Here is a 17245-nt window from a genome sequence, read left to right on the forward strand (position 1 = left end):
GGGAACAATAAATAAAAAATGGCCTTTCTCACTAAGAAAGGCCATTTTTTATTTGAGTGTTCCAATGAGTCAAAAGATTATTTTGTAAATTGGATTATTACCTCTTGGCTACGTTAGCCGGAGGTGGTTTAATCTTTACACGGTATAAGTTGTCCATTTGTCATTGCTGGCGTTGGAGGCTACCACATTATCTATAAACGCCATGCCGCGTATACCTTCGTTGATCGAAGGAAAGTCAAGCCATTCTGGTTCGGGTTCCCTTCCTTCTATCCTGGCGCCAAGGGCCAATACAAAGTTTTTGTAAAGATTAGCAAATGCTTCCAAATAGCCTTCGGGATGCCCTCCCGGCGTACGGCAATTCGATGTCGCGCTTTTAGATAGCCTGTCGGTGTAGCCCCCGCCTGCTCTCAAGGTTTCGGCTGGCCTATCAAACCATCGTACGGTTAAGGTGTTGGGTTCCATTTGCGACCATTCCAGCCCCCCGTTCTCGCCATAGATGCGCAGTTTAAGGGAGTTTTCCTCGCCGGCAGCAACCTGGCTCGCTATCAGCGTGCCTGTGGCTTCTTGTTCAAACTTAAGCAGAACGGAGCCGTCGTCATCAAGCATACGGCCATCAACCACGATATTAAGCGCAGCGTTTAATGCGGTAATCTTAAGGCCCGAGGTGTACTCTGCCAAATGCGCGGCATGCGTACCTATATCGCCCATGCAACCAGCTTTGCCAGATTTTGAAGGGTCTGTGCGCCATGATGCCTGCGCATTTCCTTCACGCTCAGACAGGCGGCTAAGCCAGCCCTGCAAATATTCTACATAGATCTTCCTCACTTTTCCAAGTTTGCCTGATTTGATGATCTCGCGGGCTTCTTTAACCATAGGATAGCCTGCGTAAGTATGCGTAAGCAACAGCATCAGGCCTGTTTCTGCAAGTTTTTTCTCCAATAGTTTAGCCTCTTCCAAGGTAAAGGTTATCGGTTTTTCTATAACCACGTTAAAGCCACATTCAAGGGCTTTCATGGCGGGGGCAAAGTGTGCGAAATTTGGTGTAACGATAGTTACAAAATCCATACGCTCATCTGCCGGGCGCGCCGCCTCTTTGTCAAGCATGTCAATATAAGAGGTATAGATCCGGTCGTCGGGCAAGAATAGCATTTTTCCGCTTTCCTGAGCTACGTCAGGGTTTATACTTAAAGCGCCGCAAACTAATTCAACTTGACCGTCCATGTTTACGGCCAGCCTGTGGATAGCACCGATGAAAGCATCTTTGCCCCCACCTATCATGCCCATACGCAGTTTTCTTTTTTTCATGTGTTTATTGTGTTTTATAATGTAAAGATGTAATCTGTCAAATTTGATGTAAGATATTATTAATTTACAATATCAACACAGAAAAAAAGAGTGGCCAATATCGATTACACTGGTAGCAATTTCAACAAGAGGGATGGGGTATTGGTCGAACAAGCTTTCATCTTGCTGTTTGTCCAGTAATGAAAACCAGCAAGGTATCGTTGAGGCGATTCTTCCAATAGCCACCGAACGGAGCGCAGATAAAGCACTTGCCCTTCCGAGGTTGCCCGTGAGCCTTGGAAGAAAGCTCACCGGATAAGGCCCTCATAACGATACGCCCCGCTCATAGACCCAACCCAAATACTACCGTCGTTGCCTTCTAAAATGCCGAAAAGCCTTCCTTTATTTCCTTTTTGTTTTGGCTTTATTTCGGTTGCAGCCGGATTTTTATCTGTCAATGATTTTGCATCATAACGCGTCAGCACCCAGTTCCGGTCAGTTGCATTTTCTGAGCTGGTCCAAATGTTGCCTTTTTTATCCTCGTAGATATAACTGGTAACATTCTGTGTGACATTGGTGAAGGCGCGGCCGTCATAGCGCCAAAGGCCATCTTTACCGCCCAGCCAAATGTTGCCTTTTTTATCTTGTACAGCACTGCTAACATTTACAAATGATTTGCCGTTTGGATTGGCGACAGCTGTTGCTGTTATGCCGTCGTAAACATAAAAACTGCCCTTGGTGCTAAACCATAATTTCCCTGTTTTGTCTTCAAAAATGTCATTAATATCATTTTGTCGCCAAAGCTCATCTTCGTACGTCGATACGTGGGTAGAATCAGAAGGAGCGCCCTTTGTGTCCAATCCTTCTTTCATTTTAACGGTTTGGAAAATTTTGCCATCGTAGCGACTGGCCCCGGCATCGGTACCGAACCAGATATTCCCAGCCTTATCTTCATAAATACCAGTAACAGCATCGCTGGCAAGGCCCTGTTTGGTGTTGTAATTTTGGAAAGATTTCCCATCGTAATAATAAACGCCCGAACCAATAGTGCTAACCCAAAAATTCCCTTTCCTGTCCTCTAAAACAGCGTAGAAACGGGCCGAACTTACCTTGCCGGTAATATTGGTAAATAATTTCCCGTCCGATCTGAAAATGCCTTTCACGGTAGCAAGCCAAATGTTGCCTTTGCTATCCTGCTTAATGGTACGAACCAAGGCCTTTGGTCCTTGAGTAGCGGTAAGCTCTTTTGTTTCTTTGTTTTGGGCCTGGCAGGGCACGTAAAGAGCAAACATTAATAACAATGTGTAAACGTGCGGGTAGTTACTGGTTTTTCTCATGATGTAAAAAATTGATTGAGCAAAAGTATAGCGACACCTCTCATGTTGAGGAATTTGGATTGTAAATAAAAATGTAAAATGTTTGTAAATGACGGGGTTACAATGTAGATTAACACAAAGACAAAAACCTATGGCTTTACACACAAGCGGGACGCTTGCGGTAGTGGCGGGACGGTTTCTGGTAAAAAACACATGAGGTCCACATTGTAAATACAAAATTTACATTTTTATTTACAATCCAAATTACTAAAGCCGTAACATATCAAAGTAGATTTGCTGAACCAATTTTGATATGAAATGAAAAATAAAAGAAATGTTTTGTACAGCCTGGCTATCATGTTGGTTGTCGTAATTTATTTCCCGGTACAGGCTCAGCAAAAAAAGGGCACTCATCGCGCTAACTTTTCCGGCGAATGGAAATCTAAAGAGTCGATAAGTATGGGCGGAAATATTGTTTGTACATATAATTCGGGGGACCGTATGCTGGCTAACACAATGAAAATAGCAGAGCAGGTAAATTTTCTAACCATAGATGTGTCAAGTTCGTTTCCTGGCGCAGCGCTGGTTAAAAGCCAGGAGAAACTGACCTTTAATGGTAAAGCAACCGAGATTAATCACGGCCAGGGAAGAGGAAAGAAGTTTACCGCAAAGTGGTCAGCTGATGGCCAAACTATGACTGTAAACTCAACTGTACTCCTGAAGTATCCTCAACAGAAACAAGAATTTGTTTACGTAACAGAAGTTTGGAAGTTGAGCAATGATGGCAAATCCATTTCTATTCAGGCCAATGCGAAATCTACCATATTCAACGGTGAGCGTTATTGGAAGACGGTGTTTGAAAAGGCCTCTTAGTAGTTTTTTTGCCGCTGTTTAGTGTTATCTTACTTTATGCTTTCACCTAATTGTTGTAGTTTCTCCTGATATTTTGCAACCATTTTATCTTGGGTAAACATGCTTTTATAATGTGCTCTGCAAGCTGACCCCATTTGTTCATACTCATCTGCAGATATTTTAACCAGGTTATTCAATGTTAGGGCCACCTGGTTCCAGTCTTCCTCTAGTTTAAATCCGGTTTTTCCGGGTATAGCTATTTCCAGATTGCCTCCAACATCGTTTACTAAAAGTGGCTTTCTCATCATTAGGCCCTCAATCAAGCAGGTGGGCAACCCCTCTCTTTCTGAATAGAGCATTATGTAATCTACCGTAGCTAAATATTCTGGAATGCGATCTACAAAGCCTAACGTGCTAAAGCTAGGTTCGTTTTTACAGCGCTCTTTAAGTTCGTCATACTGCGGACCAGTACCTATAAAGTGGATCTCTATAGCAGGCAGCAGCTTGCCTTTCAAATTTTCTACGATTTTTAGCTGCCGTTTCAAATCATATATCTTTGCGGGATATGCAATAATAACTTGTTTCCCTGGCAGGTAATTAGATGGCTGGTTGTTATACTCATCCTTTAAGCCATTATATATCAATTTAATATTTTCACCTTTTAAACCAAAATAATTACGCAGGTTCTCAGTTACCTTGTTTGATATAGAAACGATGTCTCGGGGGAATAATGTTGCCCAATTTAATGTATCGTACACGCTGTGTGCGACATATATTGCCTTGAAATTAAGAAAGAACACTCTTTTTAATATCATTATAACGGTCATCATCTTCCGGCTATGTACAAGCAGAATTTTGTTGTTAAGCAGAAAAGGGTTTCTAAACTTTATATATTCTGACGGGGCAATATTATATTTCGGGTGCAGGTTGCTATAATCTTTAAACCCTAATATCTTGGCCTTGTACGTGCCTTTTATCTCGTGATGTACAATCATCAGGATTCGTTGGGCACCCCCATACTCATGCAAATCATCAGTGAATGATAATACTTCAAGGCCCATTGCGTTATTTTTAACTTTAGTCAACTTTAATAGGTGAGTAATTGAATCAAAAAACATCTTAATTGGTTACTATCTCAATAGTTTGGTTTTAATTTTATTAAGGAGTTAACTTAGGGCTGCCTTAACACAGATTGCCACACCCCTAACATCCTACAAAGGGCTTCTGCATTAGAAATTTTTTCGATGACAATAAAACGAGGCAGCTCAAGCGTGTTCTTGATTCGCTCTTTGGTAAGCGGTACTTGTTGTGTGGTATACGCTATATCATAATTCAATTTCCGTAAAATTTCAACTTCTCTTGTGCCATAGCTTCCGTTGGGATAAGCAAATGAATTTATTTGTTTTCCTATCCATTTTTCAATAGTTTGTTTGGATTCGCTAAGTTCGACAAAAGCCTGTTCTTCGCTGCATTGGGACAGTATGGGATGGGAAATAGTGTGTCCGCCTATGGTCACCATGTCTTGTTTGCTTATAGCTTGCAACTGGGAGACGGTCATCGCTTCACGCTGCAGGGTAACTTCTTCTTTTATCTGCTTAATTACGGCAAGTCTTTCCTCGTTGGGTAAATTCTTAAAATATTCAACAGGGTTAGTGATAATCTTCTTTTGCTGCCCCGGCCAGATATATGACCACCAGAAAACTCCGTTTTCAACAGGTTCTGTAGATATAAATATGGTTACCGGTACCCGGAATGTTTCGGCAATAGGAATAACTGCTTCAACATTACCTTTCCAACCATCATCAAATGTAATTACTACAGCATTCTTTGGGAACGGCTTCTTGCCTGTGGAAACGGCAAGGATATCGTTTTGATCTAAAAAAGTTAAACCATTTTTTTTTAACCAGCTAATGCAATAATGAAAAGTATCCCTGGAAGGATCATGAAAAAAAAACGAGAGGATCATTTCTCCTTTTTTAATACGTTGCTTTACGCGGTAGGTAAAGCCTAAAGCAATAAAAATATTTGCTAATAACCAACCCCCATAATATCGTATTATATTTTTCATATTTCATCGCAAAACGAAGGTTCCCCTTGCAGGAGCTACACTTTTAAGCATAATAATACAATATTTTGAGCCTTATTGTTTTATTTATAAATTATTCATTTATAGATAAGAATGGTCCAAATTTAAAGAATGGCAAGTTATTTCTGTTCAAGTCAATGCAAAATCTTCCATATTCAATGGTGAGCGTTATTGGAAGACGGTGTTTGAGAAAGTGTCTTAGGATTAAAATTTTAGGGGCGTTGGATGGTGTTGTACCAACATCATACCTGACAAATGCGGCACGCATGCGTAGCGATGGGGGAATAGTTTACTAAATTGCTTACTTTAGCCTAAACCAATCAATACCGCCATGCTTGCCTATCGCCGTGTCATCTCACTTGCTGTCGCTTTACAGCTCAGCCTTGTTTTATTGTTAAATGGACAAGATCTGCCACGCAGCAAACCCGAAGACCAGGGAGTCGATTCTAAAGGCATATTGGGTTTTGTGAACGCTACGCGTAGCAGTAAAACCGAATTTCACAGCTTTATGCTGGTCCGCCATGGCAAAGTAGTGGCCGAGGGTTGGTGGAATCCGTACAAACCTGAATTGCGACATACCCTTTACTCATGTAGTAAAAGCTTTACCGCTTCCGCAATCGGGTTTGCTGTCGCTGAAAAGAAATTGGCGCTTACGGACAAAGTGATCTCTTTTTTTCCTGATAAATTACCGGCTAACGTAAGCCCTAATCTGGCGGCGCTGACCGTAAAGGACGCGTTGATCATGGCAGACGGGCAAGACCCGGAGCCCAGCCGTTTATCGGCCGAAGCTGATTGGGTAAAAGGCTTCCTGGCTACACCCATTGTGCACCAACCGGGTAGCGTTTTCCTCTACAATTCTTTAGGCACCTACATGCTTTCGGCAATCATTCAAAAAGTGAGCGGCCAAACGCTGTTACAATATTTAAAACCAAGATTATTTGACCCGCTTGATATAAAGGGTATGGATTGGGAAACTGATCTGAATGGCGTTAATACCGGTGGTTGGGGCCTGCGCGTTAAAACCGAAGATATGGCCAAATTTGCCCAGCTTTTTTTACAGCATGGTCAATGGAACGGCAAACAGGTACTCCCTAAAGGCTGGGCCGAAGAAGCCAGCTCGGTGAAGATCATCCAACATCCTGACTTAGCACAAGCCAGGAAGGATGCCAGCGACTGGGAACAGGGTTATGCTTATCAGATGTGGCGTTGCCGGTATAACGCTTACCGTGGCGACGGTGCATTTGGTCAGTTAATGATTGTTATGCCCGACCAGGACGCAGTGCTGGCGATTACGGCAGAAACCTCAGACATGCAGGGGGAGATTAACCTGGTTTGGCGATACCTGTTGCCCGCGATGACTGTCGGTAAATTGCCAGCCAATAAAATAGCCTACGCGCAATTGCAAACCGCCTTGAAAGAGCTGGCTTTGCCGCCAGCAACTAACAGCTCAGTAAGCGAAAAAAAGAACGGCACTTATCAGCTGGAAGCCAATAAGTTCAATTTCAGTACCGCCACTTTCAATAACAAACAACTTACGCTTAAAAACGATACGGCCAGCTACACACTGGATTTTGGCGCCGGAGCCTGGCAAACAAGCACCACGCAAAAACCCGGTCCGTCCCTAACCGCAGGGGCACAGGAGAACCGAAGCATGCTTTTCCCCGCTAAAGTAGCCGGCAACTACAGCTGGACCGACGAACGTACAATACAACTGACCTTACGTTATATTGAGAGTCCTCATACTGAAAAATTTACCTGCATTTTTGATGACCAGGGTTTGACCATGAAAATTACAAATACTGTTGAGCGTGGCAAAGAGACCATCATCAAAGGTAAACTTCGCTAAAAGTTGGTCATGTGTTTCCTATCCCTTGTTGGTGTTCTCACCAACAAGGGAGCGGTGGGAAGGTGCATGGTAAGAGTACGGCGGTAATTACGGGTTTAACACTTGCGTATACTTGTGGTAATCATCACAAAAAAAGCCTTGATCTTTTGATCAAGGCTTTTTCATTTCTGGGTAGCGGCAGCAGGGCTCGGACCTACGACAGTAAGTCGACGGATAAGAGATCCAGCGAACTACCAACAAAATATTTTTAAAATAAGAAAGGTAGCGGAAGCAGGACTCGAACCTACGTCCGTTAGCTAACGGATATGAGCCACCCGCATTAAAGCCTACAACTTCGAACACTATGCCTGTAGGCTCCAACTACACCGAAAGCCACTTTTCTTCCGAGCTGGGGCCTCAATAATATTTAAAGCTATTACAACTTGGCGTCTGATTTCTTTATAATTTTCCGCATATCTTTTTGCAATGCAGCCTTCAACTCATCTATTGCGCTTTCGCACATCGGCATAATTTTTTCAGGGGTCATTACAGGTACACCGCCAACTAACGGTGCCATGTTTTTTGATTTTGCATCCTGTTTAATAGAAAATACCTTGTCGCCGTTTTTATTATATAAAGCTAAAGTGCTTACGGCGCTAACTTTTACTACACCCATGCCACCAAAACCTATTTTAATCAGTTTAAAATGTATAGATACGGTCATTATACCATCGGCTTCGCTAAACATCTTTGCCATATTTTCTTCATTCGGGCTTCCTACGTAGTGCAGCAATATCTTATAACCATCTACTGCGGTTAAAAAATTTGCAGTGTTTAATATGCCGCTTGTTGCGTTGCCAACCGGAACAAAAGCCTTGTAGGCTTCGTTCTTTAAAACTTTCTCTTCGGGCAGCACCGCAAACGGAAGGCTTTTTGAATAATCATCGAAAAACCGGGTATGAAAGTCATTTAACATTGGTGTTAAGTTAAATGCAGGGTCTTCGTTAAGTTTGGTAACCGCTAAATAAGCTACCTCTCCAAAGTCGGTTACGTCAATTTGCTTGTTGATAAAAAAGCTTACAACGGCTACGTTTTTAGTTTGCGCGTTTGCAGATCTGATGGCAAACATCGCTAGCATCAGCGTAAAAAATAAAGATTTCTTCATTTGGGATTTGGATAAGGAATTGATGAACAGAAAAGTAAGAAAAGCTTTTAGCTTTAATGTCAAGTCTAGGTTACTAAATAAAAAAAGCCTTAATCTTTCGATCAAGGCTTTTCACTTTTGGGTAGCGGGAGCAGGACTCGAACCTACGACCTTCGGGTTATGAGCCCGACGAGCTACCAACTGCTCCATCCCGCACTGTGTTTTGGTGTTATTACATAACGGGCATAACTCCGTAATGTTTGTCCCAATTGTCAAAAAAGCATTTTGTGCTCCCGTTTTATTGGACTGCAAAGATATAATTCGTTTCTTTGCAGTCCAAATATTATTTTAATTTTTTTTCTATGGGTCATAAAGCAGGTTTTGTAAGCATCATTGGTAAACCAAACGCGGGTAAGTCTACCCTGATGAACGCGCTTGTTGGCGAAAAGATGTCTATCATCACCCCAAAAGCTCAAACCACCCGCCACCGTATATTGGGTATTGTTAATACAGACGAGTACCAAATTGTATTTTCTGACACCCCGGGTATCATCAAACCGCACTACGAGCTGCATGAGCGTATGATGCACCAGGTAGAAGGATCGATAGTCGATGCCGACCTGATATTGCTGGTGACTGACATTTACGAGGAGTACGACGAAGAGGATGTGATCAAAAAATTGGCCGGATCGGAAGCGCCGCTACTGGTACTGGTTAACAAAATTGACCAAAGCGACGAGGAAAAGGTTAAAGCTAAAATTGAATACTGGCAAGAAAAACTGAACCCTAAAGCGGTTTTTGCGATATCTGCCTTGCATGATCATAACGTAATATCAGTAATGAACTTTGTTATTGAGCATTTGCCGGAGCACCCTGCTTATTACGAAAAGGATCAGTTAACAGACAGGAACGACAGGTTCTTCGCGTCAGAAATGATCCGTGCACAGTTGTTGAAGCAATATAAAAAAGAGATCCCGTACAGCTGCGAGGTTATAGTGACCGCCTTTGTTGAAGGCGAGAAGCTGCACCGCATCAGCGCCGAGATTATTGTAGAGCGCGACAGCCAGAAGAACATCATTATTGGCGAAGGCGGCAAAATGCTGAAAATAGTAGGCACCTACGCCCGCCGCGACATGGAAGAGTTTTTTCAGAAAAAGATCTTCCTGGAAACCTTTGTTAAGGTTATACCAGACTGGCGCAGCAAAAAAAATTACCTGAAAAAATTTGGGTACGAATAGAATAGTTATGAGATTTGAAATGTGAGATATGAGCGCCTTTAAGCAGGCTATTATATCTTTAGTTTTGAAGCTCAGGAATGCAATAAATAGATGTTGATTGTGGATGTGCAGAGTCAAAGTCTCACATCTCAAATCTCACATCTCAAATCTTATAAAATGAGTAACATAGTAGCCATAGTTGGCCGCCCCAACGTAGGCAAATCAACCTTATATAACCGTTTAACAGAAACCCGCAAAGCTATTGTGGATGACTTTAGCGGCGTAACCCGCGACCGTCATTACGGTACCTCTGAGTGGACAGGCCACGAATTTACCGTTGTTGATACCGGTGGCTACGTAGCCAACTCTACCGATGTGTTTGAGGCCGCTATACGCGAGCAAGTAGTTATCGCCATCGAGGAAGCGTCAATCATTTTGTTTTTGGTAGATGTTACCACGGGGATTACTGATTTAGACGACGACATTGCAGGCTTACTGCGCAGAAGCAAGAAACCCGTTTTTGTTGTCGTTAACAAAGTTGACAACAACAATCAGCAGGTAGACGCTACGGTGTTTTACAGCCTGGGCCTTGGCGAGATTTACAACATCTCATCGATGACAGGGTCTGGCACCGGCGAATTGCTGGACGAGATGGTTAAACATTTTGAGGATATCAAACTTGAAGAAAATACCCGCCCCAAATATGCCATAGTTGGCCGCCCTAACGTGGGTAAGTCATCTATCATAAACGCCTTGATTGGTAAAGACCGTAACATTGTCACCCCTATTGCCGGCACCACGCGCGATTCTATCCATATCCATTATAACCAGTACGGTCATGATTTTATGCTGATTGATACCGCGGGGATGCGTAAAAAGACCAAGGTAAAAGAGAACATAGAGTTTTACTCGGTTATGCGTACCATTAAAGCCCTTGAAGAGGCCGACGTCATCATCCTGATGATTGATGCGGTTGAGGGTATCGAGTCGCAGGATATCAATATTTTCCACCTTGCCGAGAAGAACAAGAAAGGCATTATGGTGGTAGTTAACAAATGGGATTTGATTGAGAAGAACAATAAAACCACCAAGGTTTTTGAGGACATTATCAAGCAAAAAATAGCGCCGTTTAGTGATGTGCCTATTGTATTTACTTCGGTTACCGAAAAGCAACGCGTATTGAAGGTAATTGATGTGGCTAACAAGGTTTACGAAAACCGCGCCCGCAAAATAGCCACGTCAAAACTTAACGAAGTGATGCTGCCTATTATTGAGCATTACCCACCACCGTCTTTAAAAGGTAAATACGTTAAAATTAAATACGCTACGCAGATAGCGGGCACATCGCCCATGTTCGCGTTCTTCTGTAACTTGCCACAGTATGTTAAAGAACCGTACTATCGTTTTATAGAAAACAAGCTCAGAGAAAACTTCGACTTCAGCGGCGCGCCAATACAGGTGTGGTTTAGGCAGAAGTAGCGGAAATGCCGATTTGCAATTGTGCGATGCTATTTATGATTTAATTGTTTTTGGCGTTAAATACTTGCGCGGTAAAACAGCTTTGCCTTAGAAAGGCATTGTGCACATTGGCAAATCTGCATATTCGCACATTAAATACTTTCTACCGCTTTTCTGATCGTGGCGTCGTTGGCGTTAAGGGTGCGGTAGTATTCTTCGTCGCCCCATTTAAAGCGGGCGGCAAATGCTTTGATCAAATTTTTAAGGTTGTCTTTAGACGACATTACCTCGCGGGCATCCATATCCGGGATTTTTTGCGATGCATAGATAATAAAATTGCCCAGGTCGGCATCGCTAACGGTAAAGTTTTTAAAGTAATCCGCAGCGCTGTATTTAGCCAATAAGGGTTGCATGTTATCTATCACGTAAGCGGTAAATAATTGCTTGTTGCTCAGCTGATGTGTTAAATACGTGCTCAAGGTAGTATCGGCAGGCACAAAAATGTCCGGCATGATACCGCCACCACTAAACACCTTACGCCCTAATGATGTATGATAATTGGTAGGCTTGCTAAAAGCGCTATCCTTTAAATTACTTTCTTCGGATAGCAGTTCGCCCTGGCGCACGCGTTGTGCCAGCTCATTGCGGTAACTCTCTACCCCCTTGCTATATGATTTTTGTATAGACCGTCCCGACGGCGTGTAGTACCGCGCCACCGTAAGATTAACCGCCGATCCATCGCCAAACAAAAACTGCTCCTGCACCAATCCCTTACCAAAAGAACGCCGGCCAACAATTACGGCGCGGTCAAGGTCTTGCAAGGCCCCTGCCAATATCTCGCTGGCAGAGGCAGAGTACTCGTCAATTAACACAGCCAGTTTACCTTGCTGAAAATTACCGGAGTCTGTCGCAAAATAGTCTGTGCGCGGGTCATGCACACCTTTTGTGTACACAATAAGCTGTTTTTTTGTTAAAAATTCATCGGCCAGTGCAGTAGCGGTGTTTAAGTAACCGCCACCATTGCCACGGATGTCCAGCACCAATTTTTGCATGCCTTCGGCTTTTAGTTTTATTAGTGCCTTTCTAAAATCGGCATCGGTGGTTGAGGCAAACTTGCTGATCTTGACGTAGCCTGTCTGCGTATTGATCATGTAGGCGGCATCCATGCTGCTTAGGTCAACGTGATCTCGTTTTATATCAAAGTACTTGATCTTTCCCCTGCCTGATGGTATGGCGGCCAGCAAAAGCTGAGTGCCCTTTTGCCCCCTAAAAGCCTTGCTGACCTTAGCAGTATTCAACTCAGAACCGGATAGCTTTTTATGGTCGATTTCTACTATGATATCACCCGGCTTTAACCCGGCTTTGAATGCAGGTCCACTGGCTGCCACCTGGGTAAGTACCAGGGTATCGCGCAGCAAAATATATTCAACACCTATGCCGGTAAAACCACCTTCAAGCCGTTCGTTAATGGTAGATGCTTGTTGAGCGGGCAGGTATAATGAGTGAGGATCGAGATTTTGCAACAGGGTGTTCACGGTTGAGCCTTCAATGCTGTCCACATCAACGGAGTCCACATAATTGTGCCTTACCAGCTCTAACACCTTAGAAACCTTGTCTTTATCATCAAAGTTTATCTTGCCAGTCAGGCGGTTATCGCTTACAAAAAAACCGACAGCCACCCCCACTAACACCAATAAGGCCGATCTAAAAATAATACCTGCGGTTCTTTTCATAAATTGATACAAAAATAATATTTTGAGCGGATAGCGCTATATGATTATCATAGTAAACATCAATTAAAACTAATAATTATGTAAAATAATGCCACTGTGTATCAATGCGTTTAAAAAAAGCATATTTCAACGCGTAAACCATACACTAACAGCAACTATTACAACACCAATAATTAATCCACTTTAAATAATTTTACCGATTTTTGGCAAAATTTCAGACAACATGCAAAGCAGCACCGAAAAAGAATCGAACTATAATAATCTTGACCAAAAAAGCATTGCCGAGATATTGAAAGATATCAATTACGAGGACAAAACGGTTGCTGTATCGGTTAGTAAGGCTATGCCCCAAATAGAGAAGCTGGCAGAGGTTATTACCGGGCGTATGAAAGCCGGTGGCCGCCTGTTTTACATTGGCGCGGGCACCAGTGGCCGTTTGGGTGTAGTTGATGCTTCAGAGTGCCCGCCTACGTTTGGGGTTCCGTTTGATTTGGTGGTAGGTATCATAGCCGGTGGCGATGGAGCAATACGCAAAGCAGTTGAATTTGCCGAGGACGACGCCGAGCAAGCCTGGAAAGACCTGTCAGCTTACGATATTACCGATAAAGACGTAGTAGTAGGAATAGCTGCATCGGGCACTACGCCATACGTTATAGGCGGATTAAAAGCCGCTAATCAAAATAAAATAGCAACCGGTTGCGTTGTGTGTAACAGCGGCAGCCCGGTGGCAGCCGAAGCCAATTACCCGGTTGAGGTGGTTACCGGCCCCGAGTTTTTAACCGGCAGCACGCGCATGAAAGCAGGCACCGCCCAAAAGCTGGTACTGAATATGCTGACTACTACCGTTATGATACAGCTAGGCAAGGTAAAGGGCAACAAAATGGTGGATATGCAACTCTCGAACGATAAGTTGATCGACCGGGGCGTGAAGATGGTGATGAGTGAAACAGGGATAGACTACCCAACCGCTGCCGACTTGCTAAACACTCATGGTAGTGTACGCAAGGCGGCAGACTTTTACCATCAAAACAAATAGATGTGCAAATGCGTGGATATGCAGATGTGCAAATGAACAACGGAATTAGGAAGTAAATAATCAAAAATCTGCACATCTGCATTAGCATATCTGCACATCAATACAATGCACGAAATAGAACCATATTATAAGTGGCGTGACGACTACATAGCGGCTGAAGACGAATACTCGCCTTTTTATGAGACGCAGTATAGTGAGTTTGAGTTCGATAAACAGGTGTACAACTTTTTACTGCATCCCCAATGGGATTCGTTTGGGTCTAACACGCTGTACATGAAAGTGCTGTACGCGGACTATGACCGCGGTTACGCTATTATAGAGTTTATCGGCGAATGGAACGATGCCATAAACAACGACATAATGATGCTTAAGCGCGAGATCATTGAGTTAATGATAGACAACAACATCACCCAGTTTATACTAATTGGCGAAAACATACTGAACTTCCACTCGTCTGACGATTGTTACTATGAGGAATGGTTTCAGGATGTGGAAGATGGCTGGATAGCCGGCATCAACTTCCGTGAGCATGTGATTGAAGAGTTTAAGCGCAATAATATCGATTATTACATCAACTTTGGCGGCGACCTTGACGATGTTAATTGGCGTGCACTAAAACCCGTACAACTCTACAAAAGAGTAGAAGAACAGTTGACAAAAAGACTAAATTAGGACTAATACAAAGGCATTTAACCACCAATATGGTAGTAATCTGGTAGTAATCACTGAGTAAATTAAGGGTAAAATCTTGTTACATACCCACAAAGATATAAGTCTTACCGGCAACTGTTGCTAAATCATACAATTGCGTTGCTTTTGCTCCAACAGGTTTAAGTTGGGCCTTTTCTGACACAACCGCTTTTTTACCCTCGGCTACCTGATAGAAGAAGTTGGTATTTGCCCCCTTAGCATTTTTAAGCGCACCGCCTACCATTTTTATGGTATTGGGCACACGCAGTCGGCAATTACCCCCAAGCGTTGATTTGATCTTTACTTCGGCCAGTTTACCGTCTTTCCACTTCATGCTTACAATCTCGAATCCGCCGCGGGCACGTAAACCGCTTATCGAACCGGCAGGCCATGTGTCAGGCAAGGCAGGCAACAGGTTTAGCGCGCCATCGGCGCTTTGCATCAGCATTTCGCTGATACCCGCAGTGCAACCAAAATTGCCATCTATCTGAAACGGCGGGTGGGCATCAAAGAGGTTAGGATAAGTACCACCCCCATTGTTCGAGCTGCCCTGATTTTTACCGGTTGGCGTAAGTTGGTTTTGGATCAGTTTGTAGGCGTGGTTACCATCAAGCAATCGCGCCCAGAAGTTTACTTTCCAGCCCATGCTCCAGCCGGTTGATACGTCTGTGCGGTAGATCAATGACGTGCGTGCGCCATCAAATAACTCAGGCGTGCGGTAAGGCGAGATCTGATTGCTTGGGTACAAGCCATACAAGTGAGATACATGGCGATTATGATCCTTAGGGCTATCCAGATCGTGCAGCCACTCTTGTAGCTGCCCATATTGACCAACCTGCATGGGTGGCAGACGATCGCGGGCTGCTTTTACTTTAGCGGCAAATTCGTTATCTGTGCCCAAGATTTTTGAAGCTGATATAACTTCGCTAAAAATATCAAAGACAATCTGGTTATCCATGGTAACACCGGCATCAATAGAGGCGTTCCCATACGCGGTTGGGTTATTTTCGGGCGATGTGGATGGCGACACTACCAGCCATTTATGCTCGGGCTCCTCAATCATCACCTCTAAATAATATTGCGCTGCGCCGCGGATAACCGGGTACACTGATTTTAAGTAGGCTTTGTCGCCACTATACATGTACTTATCCCAAAGGTGGGTAGTCAGCCATGCACCTCCCGAAGGCCATAAGCCCCAGTAGACACCGTCTACAACGCCATTTGTGCGCCAAATGTCCGTATTATGATGGGTAAGCCAGCCGCCAACATTATACATTTTGCGGGCAGCCTCTGCTCCTGTCTCTGATAGTTCTTTAACCATTTGTACTAGTGGCAGGTGCATCTCTGGCAGGTTGGTTACCTCTGCCGGCCAGTAGTTCATCTCAGTATTGATGTTGATGGTATATTTGCTATCCCAGGGCGGGCTCATTTCTTTGTTCCAGATGCCCTGCAGGGTTGCCGGCTGGCCGCCCGGCTGCGATGCCGAGATCAGCAAATATCGCCCAAACTGAAAATACAATTCTACCAATTGCGGGTCGTTGCCAGTCGCAAACGCATCTAACCGTCGGTCGGTTGGGATTTTGGCTGCATCAGTCTTGCCCAAGTCGAGTTTTACACGGTTAAAGTATTTTTGATAGGCCGCCACATGGTTGCTTACCAGTTTGGCATAAGCTATTGGCCAGGCTTTATTAAGATAGGCATTAGCCCGCGCCGTTTCATCAGCGCTTACATCATGATAATTTACAAAGCTGGTAGCTATGGATATAAACAGCGTGGCAGCATTGGCATTGCTTACATTCACTGACGTATCAGATGTCGCGATGCTGCCGCCATCTAACTTCACCTTAACTAATGCCTGAAATTTATCCTGACCCTTTACGCCTTCCATGTCACCCGACGTACCTGAAAGTGTCAATTGGTTACCTTGCGTTACTACGCCTGACTTTTGCGGACTTTTCATGGCTGCCGAGAATGTTAAACTACCAGGTTTACTAGCTGTTAAGTGAACAACGATAACCTGATCAGCATGCGATGAAAAAACTTCGCGTTTGTAAGTTACCCCTTTAACCGTGTAGCTTGTTGTGGCGATGGCCTTGGTGAGGTCCAGATCACGGTAATAGTTTTGGAAGTTTTCATGCCCCGGAAAATTTAAGTACAGGTTACCAACCGGCTGATAGCACATACCATTATTGCGATTGCTGTGCATGGTCTTTTCGGCCAGGGCGGCGGCTTCCTTGCGTTTGTTTTCAAATATCAGTTTGCGGATCTCGGGCAGCGAATTATAGGCGCCTTCAACAAAGTTTTTACCCGGTCCACCAGCCCAAAGGGTGGCCTCGTTTAATTGTATAGTTTCGCGCTGGGGGTTGCCGTATACCATGCCACCTAGGCGGCCGTTGCCCACAGGCATTGCCCGCTCCCAAACGTTGCCCGATGGCTGATCATACCACAATTTCAGATCAGTTGGTTGCGCAAAAAGGCCGTTGGTTGCACTAAGTAGTACAAGCGCCAGCAGGGTTGGTCTTAAGGTCATTACAATTGGTTAATAGCATAAAGCTATCAATTTTTTCAATGCCCGGGCATTATACCAACTGCACGCTGTGCTAT

General features: G+C 43.9%; 13 protein-coding genes and 1 tRNA gene. 6 read left to right on the forward strand and 8 right to left on the reverse strand.

Features of this window, described 5'->3' with window-relative positions:
* Positions 1 to 135: 135 nt before the first annotated feature.
* The gene (locus ACFSYC_RS00815; protein ID WP_377122408.1) at positions 136 to 1305 is read right to left on the reverse strand and encodes a Gfo/Idh/MocA family protein; all 1170 of its coding nucleotides are present in this window, start codon (positions 1303 to 1305) and stop codon (positions 136 to 138) included.
* Between the two features lie 287 nt (positions 1306 to 1592).
* Positions 1593 to 2621: a ligand-binding sensor domain-containing protein gene (locus ACFSYC_RS00820; RefSeq protein ID WP_377122411.1), complete on the reverse strand. Its 1029-nt coding sequence runs from the start codon at positions 2619 to 2621 to the stop codon at positions 1593 to 1595.
* Positions 2622 to 2918: 297 nt separating this feature from the next.
* Between ACFSYC_RS00820 and ACFSYC_RS00825 the strand changes: the two genes are divergently transcribed.
* Positions 2919 to 3473 carry a hypothetical protein gene (locus ACFSYC_RS00825; RefSeq protein WP_377122414.1) on the forward strand — a complete coding sequence of 185 codons (555 nt, stop codon included), beginning with the start codon at positions 2919 to 2921 and terminating at the stop codon, positions 3471 to 3473.
* A gap of 29 nt (positions 3474 to 3502) precedes the next feature.
* Here the strand turns inward: ACFSYC_RS00825 and ACFSYC_RS00830 are convergent, their stop codons facing one another.
* On the reverse strand, positions 3503 to 4513 hold the full coding sequence (locus ACFSYC_RS00830; RefSeq protein WP_377122417.1) for a glycosyltransferase family 4 protein: 1011 nt from the start codon (positions 4511 to 4513) through the stop codon (positions 3503 to 3505).
* 110 nt (positions 4514 to 4623) lie between these two features.
* A complete protein-coding gene (locus ACFSYC_RS00835; protein ID WP_377122420.1) occupies positions 4624 to 5520 on the reverse strand; it encodes a polysaccharide deacetylase family protein in 897 nt (298 codons plus the stop codon).
* Positions 5521 to 5869: 349 nt separating this feature from the next.
* On the opposite strand from ACFSYC_RS00835, the gene ACFSYC_RS00840 reads away from it, so the two are divergent.
* Positions 5870 to 7384: a serine hydrolase domain-containing protein gene (locus ACFSYC_RS00840; RefSeq protein WP_377122423.1), complete on the forward strand. Its 1515-nt coding sequence runs from the start codon at positions 5870 to 5872 to the stop codon at positions 7382 to 7384.
* Between the two features lie 415 nt (positions 7385 to 7799).
* Here the strand turns inward: ACFSYC_RS00840 and ACFSYC_RS00845 are convergent, their stop codons facing one another.
* Positions 7800 to 8528 carry a hypothetical protein gene (locus ACFSYC_RS00845; RefSeq protein WP_377122426.1) on the reverse strand — a complete coding sequence of 243 codons (729 nt, stop codon included), beginning with the start codon at positions 8526 to 8528 and terminating at the stop codon, positions 7800 to 7802.
* A gap of 118 nt (positions 8529 to 8646) precedes the next feature.
* Positions 8647 to 8723, reverse strand: a tRNA-Met gene (locus ACFSYC_RS00850).
* A 146-nt stretch (positions 8724 to 8869) separates the two neighbouring features.
* Between ACFSYC_RS00850 and era the strand changes: the two genes are divergently transcribed.
* Positions 8870 to 9745: a GTPase Era gene (era, locus tag ACFSYC_RS00855; RefSeq protein ID WP_377122429.1), complete on the forward strand. Its 876-nt coding sequence runs from the start codon at positions 8870 to 8872 to the stop codon at positions 9743 to 9745.
* Between the two features lie 156 nt (positions 9746 to 9901).
* Entirely contained in the window at positions 9902 to 11203 is a 1302-nt protein-coding gene (gene der / locus ACFSYC_RS00860; RefSeq protein WP_377122432.1) for a ribosome biogenesis GTPase Der, read from the forward strand.
* A 131-nt stretch (positions 11204 to 11334) separates the two neighbouring features.
* On the opposite strand, the gene ACFSYC_RS00865 is transcribed toward der, so the two are convergent.
* Positions 11335 to 12915 (reverse strand): S41 family peptidase, encoded by a 1581-nt coding sequence (locus ACFSYC_RS00865; protein ID WP_377122435.1) that lies wholly within the window; start codon positions 12913 to 12915, stop codon positions 11335 to 11337.
* Between the two features lie 223 nt (positions 12916 to 13138).
* Between ACFSYC_RS00865 and murQ the strand changes: the two genes are divergently transcribed.
* Both murQ and ACFSYC_RS00875 read left to right on the forward strand, forming a co-directional pair.
* Entirely contained in the window at positions 13139 to 13951 is an 813-nt protein-coding gene (murQ, locus tag ACFSYC_RS00870; RefSeq protein WP_377122438.1) for an N-acetylmuramic acid 6-phosphate etherase, read from the forward strand.
* Between the two features lie 105 nt (positions 13952 to 14056).
* On the forward strand, positions 14057 to 14623 hold the full coding sequence (locus ACFSYC_RS00875; RefSeq protein WP_377122441.1) for a hypothetical protein: 567 nt from the start codon (positions 14057 to 14059) through the stop codon (positions 14621 to 14623).
* Between the two features lie 79 nt (positions 14624 to 14702).
* Here ACFSYC_RS00875 and ACFSYC_RS00880 read toward each other — a convergent pair whose 3' ends face one another.
* Entirely contained in the window at positions 14703 to 17171 is a 2469-nt protein-coding gene (locus tag ACFSYC_RS00880) for a glycoside hydrolase family 95 protein (protein WP_377122444.1), read from the reverse strand.
* Between the last annotated feature and the right edge of the window lie 74 nt (positions 17172 to 17245).

This window comes from Mucilaginibacter antarcticus, from assembly GCF_042686155.1.
In the GTDB taxonomy this organism is placed as follows: domain Bacteria; phylum Bacteroidota; class Bacteroidia; order Sphingobacteriales; family Sphingobacteriaceae; genus Mucilaginibacter; species Mucilaginibacter antarcticus.

Bases quoted from the DNA above. Each gene is read 5' to 3' on its own strand.
- ACFSYC_RS00865 (WP_377122435.1), bottom strand. From the start codon at position 12,915: ATGAAAAGAACCGCAGGTATTATTTTTAGATCGGCCTTATTGGTGTTA.
- ACFSYC_RS00880 (WP_377122444.1), bottom strand. From the start codon at position 17,171: ATGACCTTAAGACCAACCCTGCTGGCGCTTGTACTACTTAGTGCAACC.
- ACFSYC_RS00820 (WP_377122411.1), bottom strand. From the start codon at position 2,621: ATGAGAAAAACCAGTAACTACCCGCACGTTTACACATTGTTATTAATG.
- ACFSYC_RS00830 (WP_377122417.1), bottom strand. From the start codon at position 4,513: ATGGGCCTTGAAGTATTATCATTCACTGATGATTTGCATGAGTATGGG.
- ACFSYC_RS00825 (WP_377122414.1), top strand. From the start codon at position 2,919: ATGAAAAATAAAAGAAATGTTTTGTACAGCCTGGCTATCATGTTGGTT.
- ACFSYC_RS00840 (WP_377122423.1), top strand. From the start codon at position 5,870: ATGCTTGCCTATCGCCGTGTCATCTCACTTGCTGTCGCTTTACAGCTC.
- der (WP_377122432.1), top strand. From the start codon at position 9,902: ATGAGTAACATAGTAGCCATAGTTGGCCGCCCCAACGTAGGCAAATCA.
- ACFSYC_RS00835 (WP_377122420.1), bottom strand. From the start codon at position 5,520: ATGAAAAATATAATACGATATTATGGGGGTTGGTTATTAGCAAATATT.
- ACFSYC_RS00875 (WP_377122441.1), top strand. From the start codon at position 14,057: ATGCACGAAATAGAACCATATTATAAGTGGCGTGACGACTACATAGCG.
- murQ (WP_377122438.1), top strand. From the start codon at position 13,139: ATGCAAAGCAGCACCGAAAAAGAATCGAACTATAATAATCTTGACCAA.
- ACFSYC_RS00845 (WP_377122426.1), bottom strand. From the start codon at position 8,528: ATGAAGAAATCTTTATTTTTTACGCTGATGCTAGCGATGTTTGCCATC.
- ACFSYC_RS00815 (WP_377122408.1), bottom strand. From the start codon at position 1,305: ATGAAAAAAAGAAAACTGCGTATGGGCATGATAGGTGGGGGCAAAGAT.
- era (WP_377122429.1), top strand. From the start codon at position 8,870: ATGGGTCATAAAGCAGGTTTTGTAAGCATCATTGGTAAACCAAACGCG.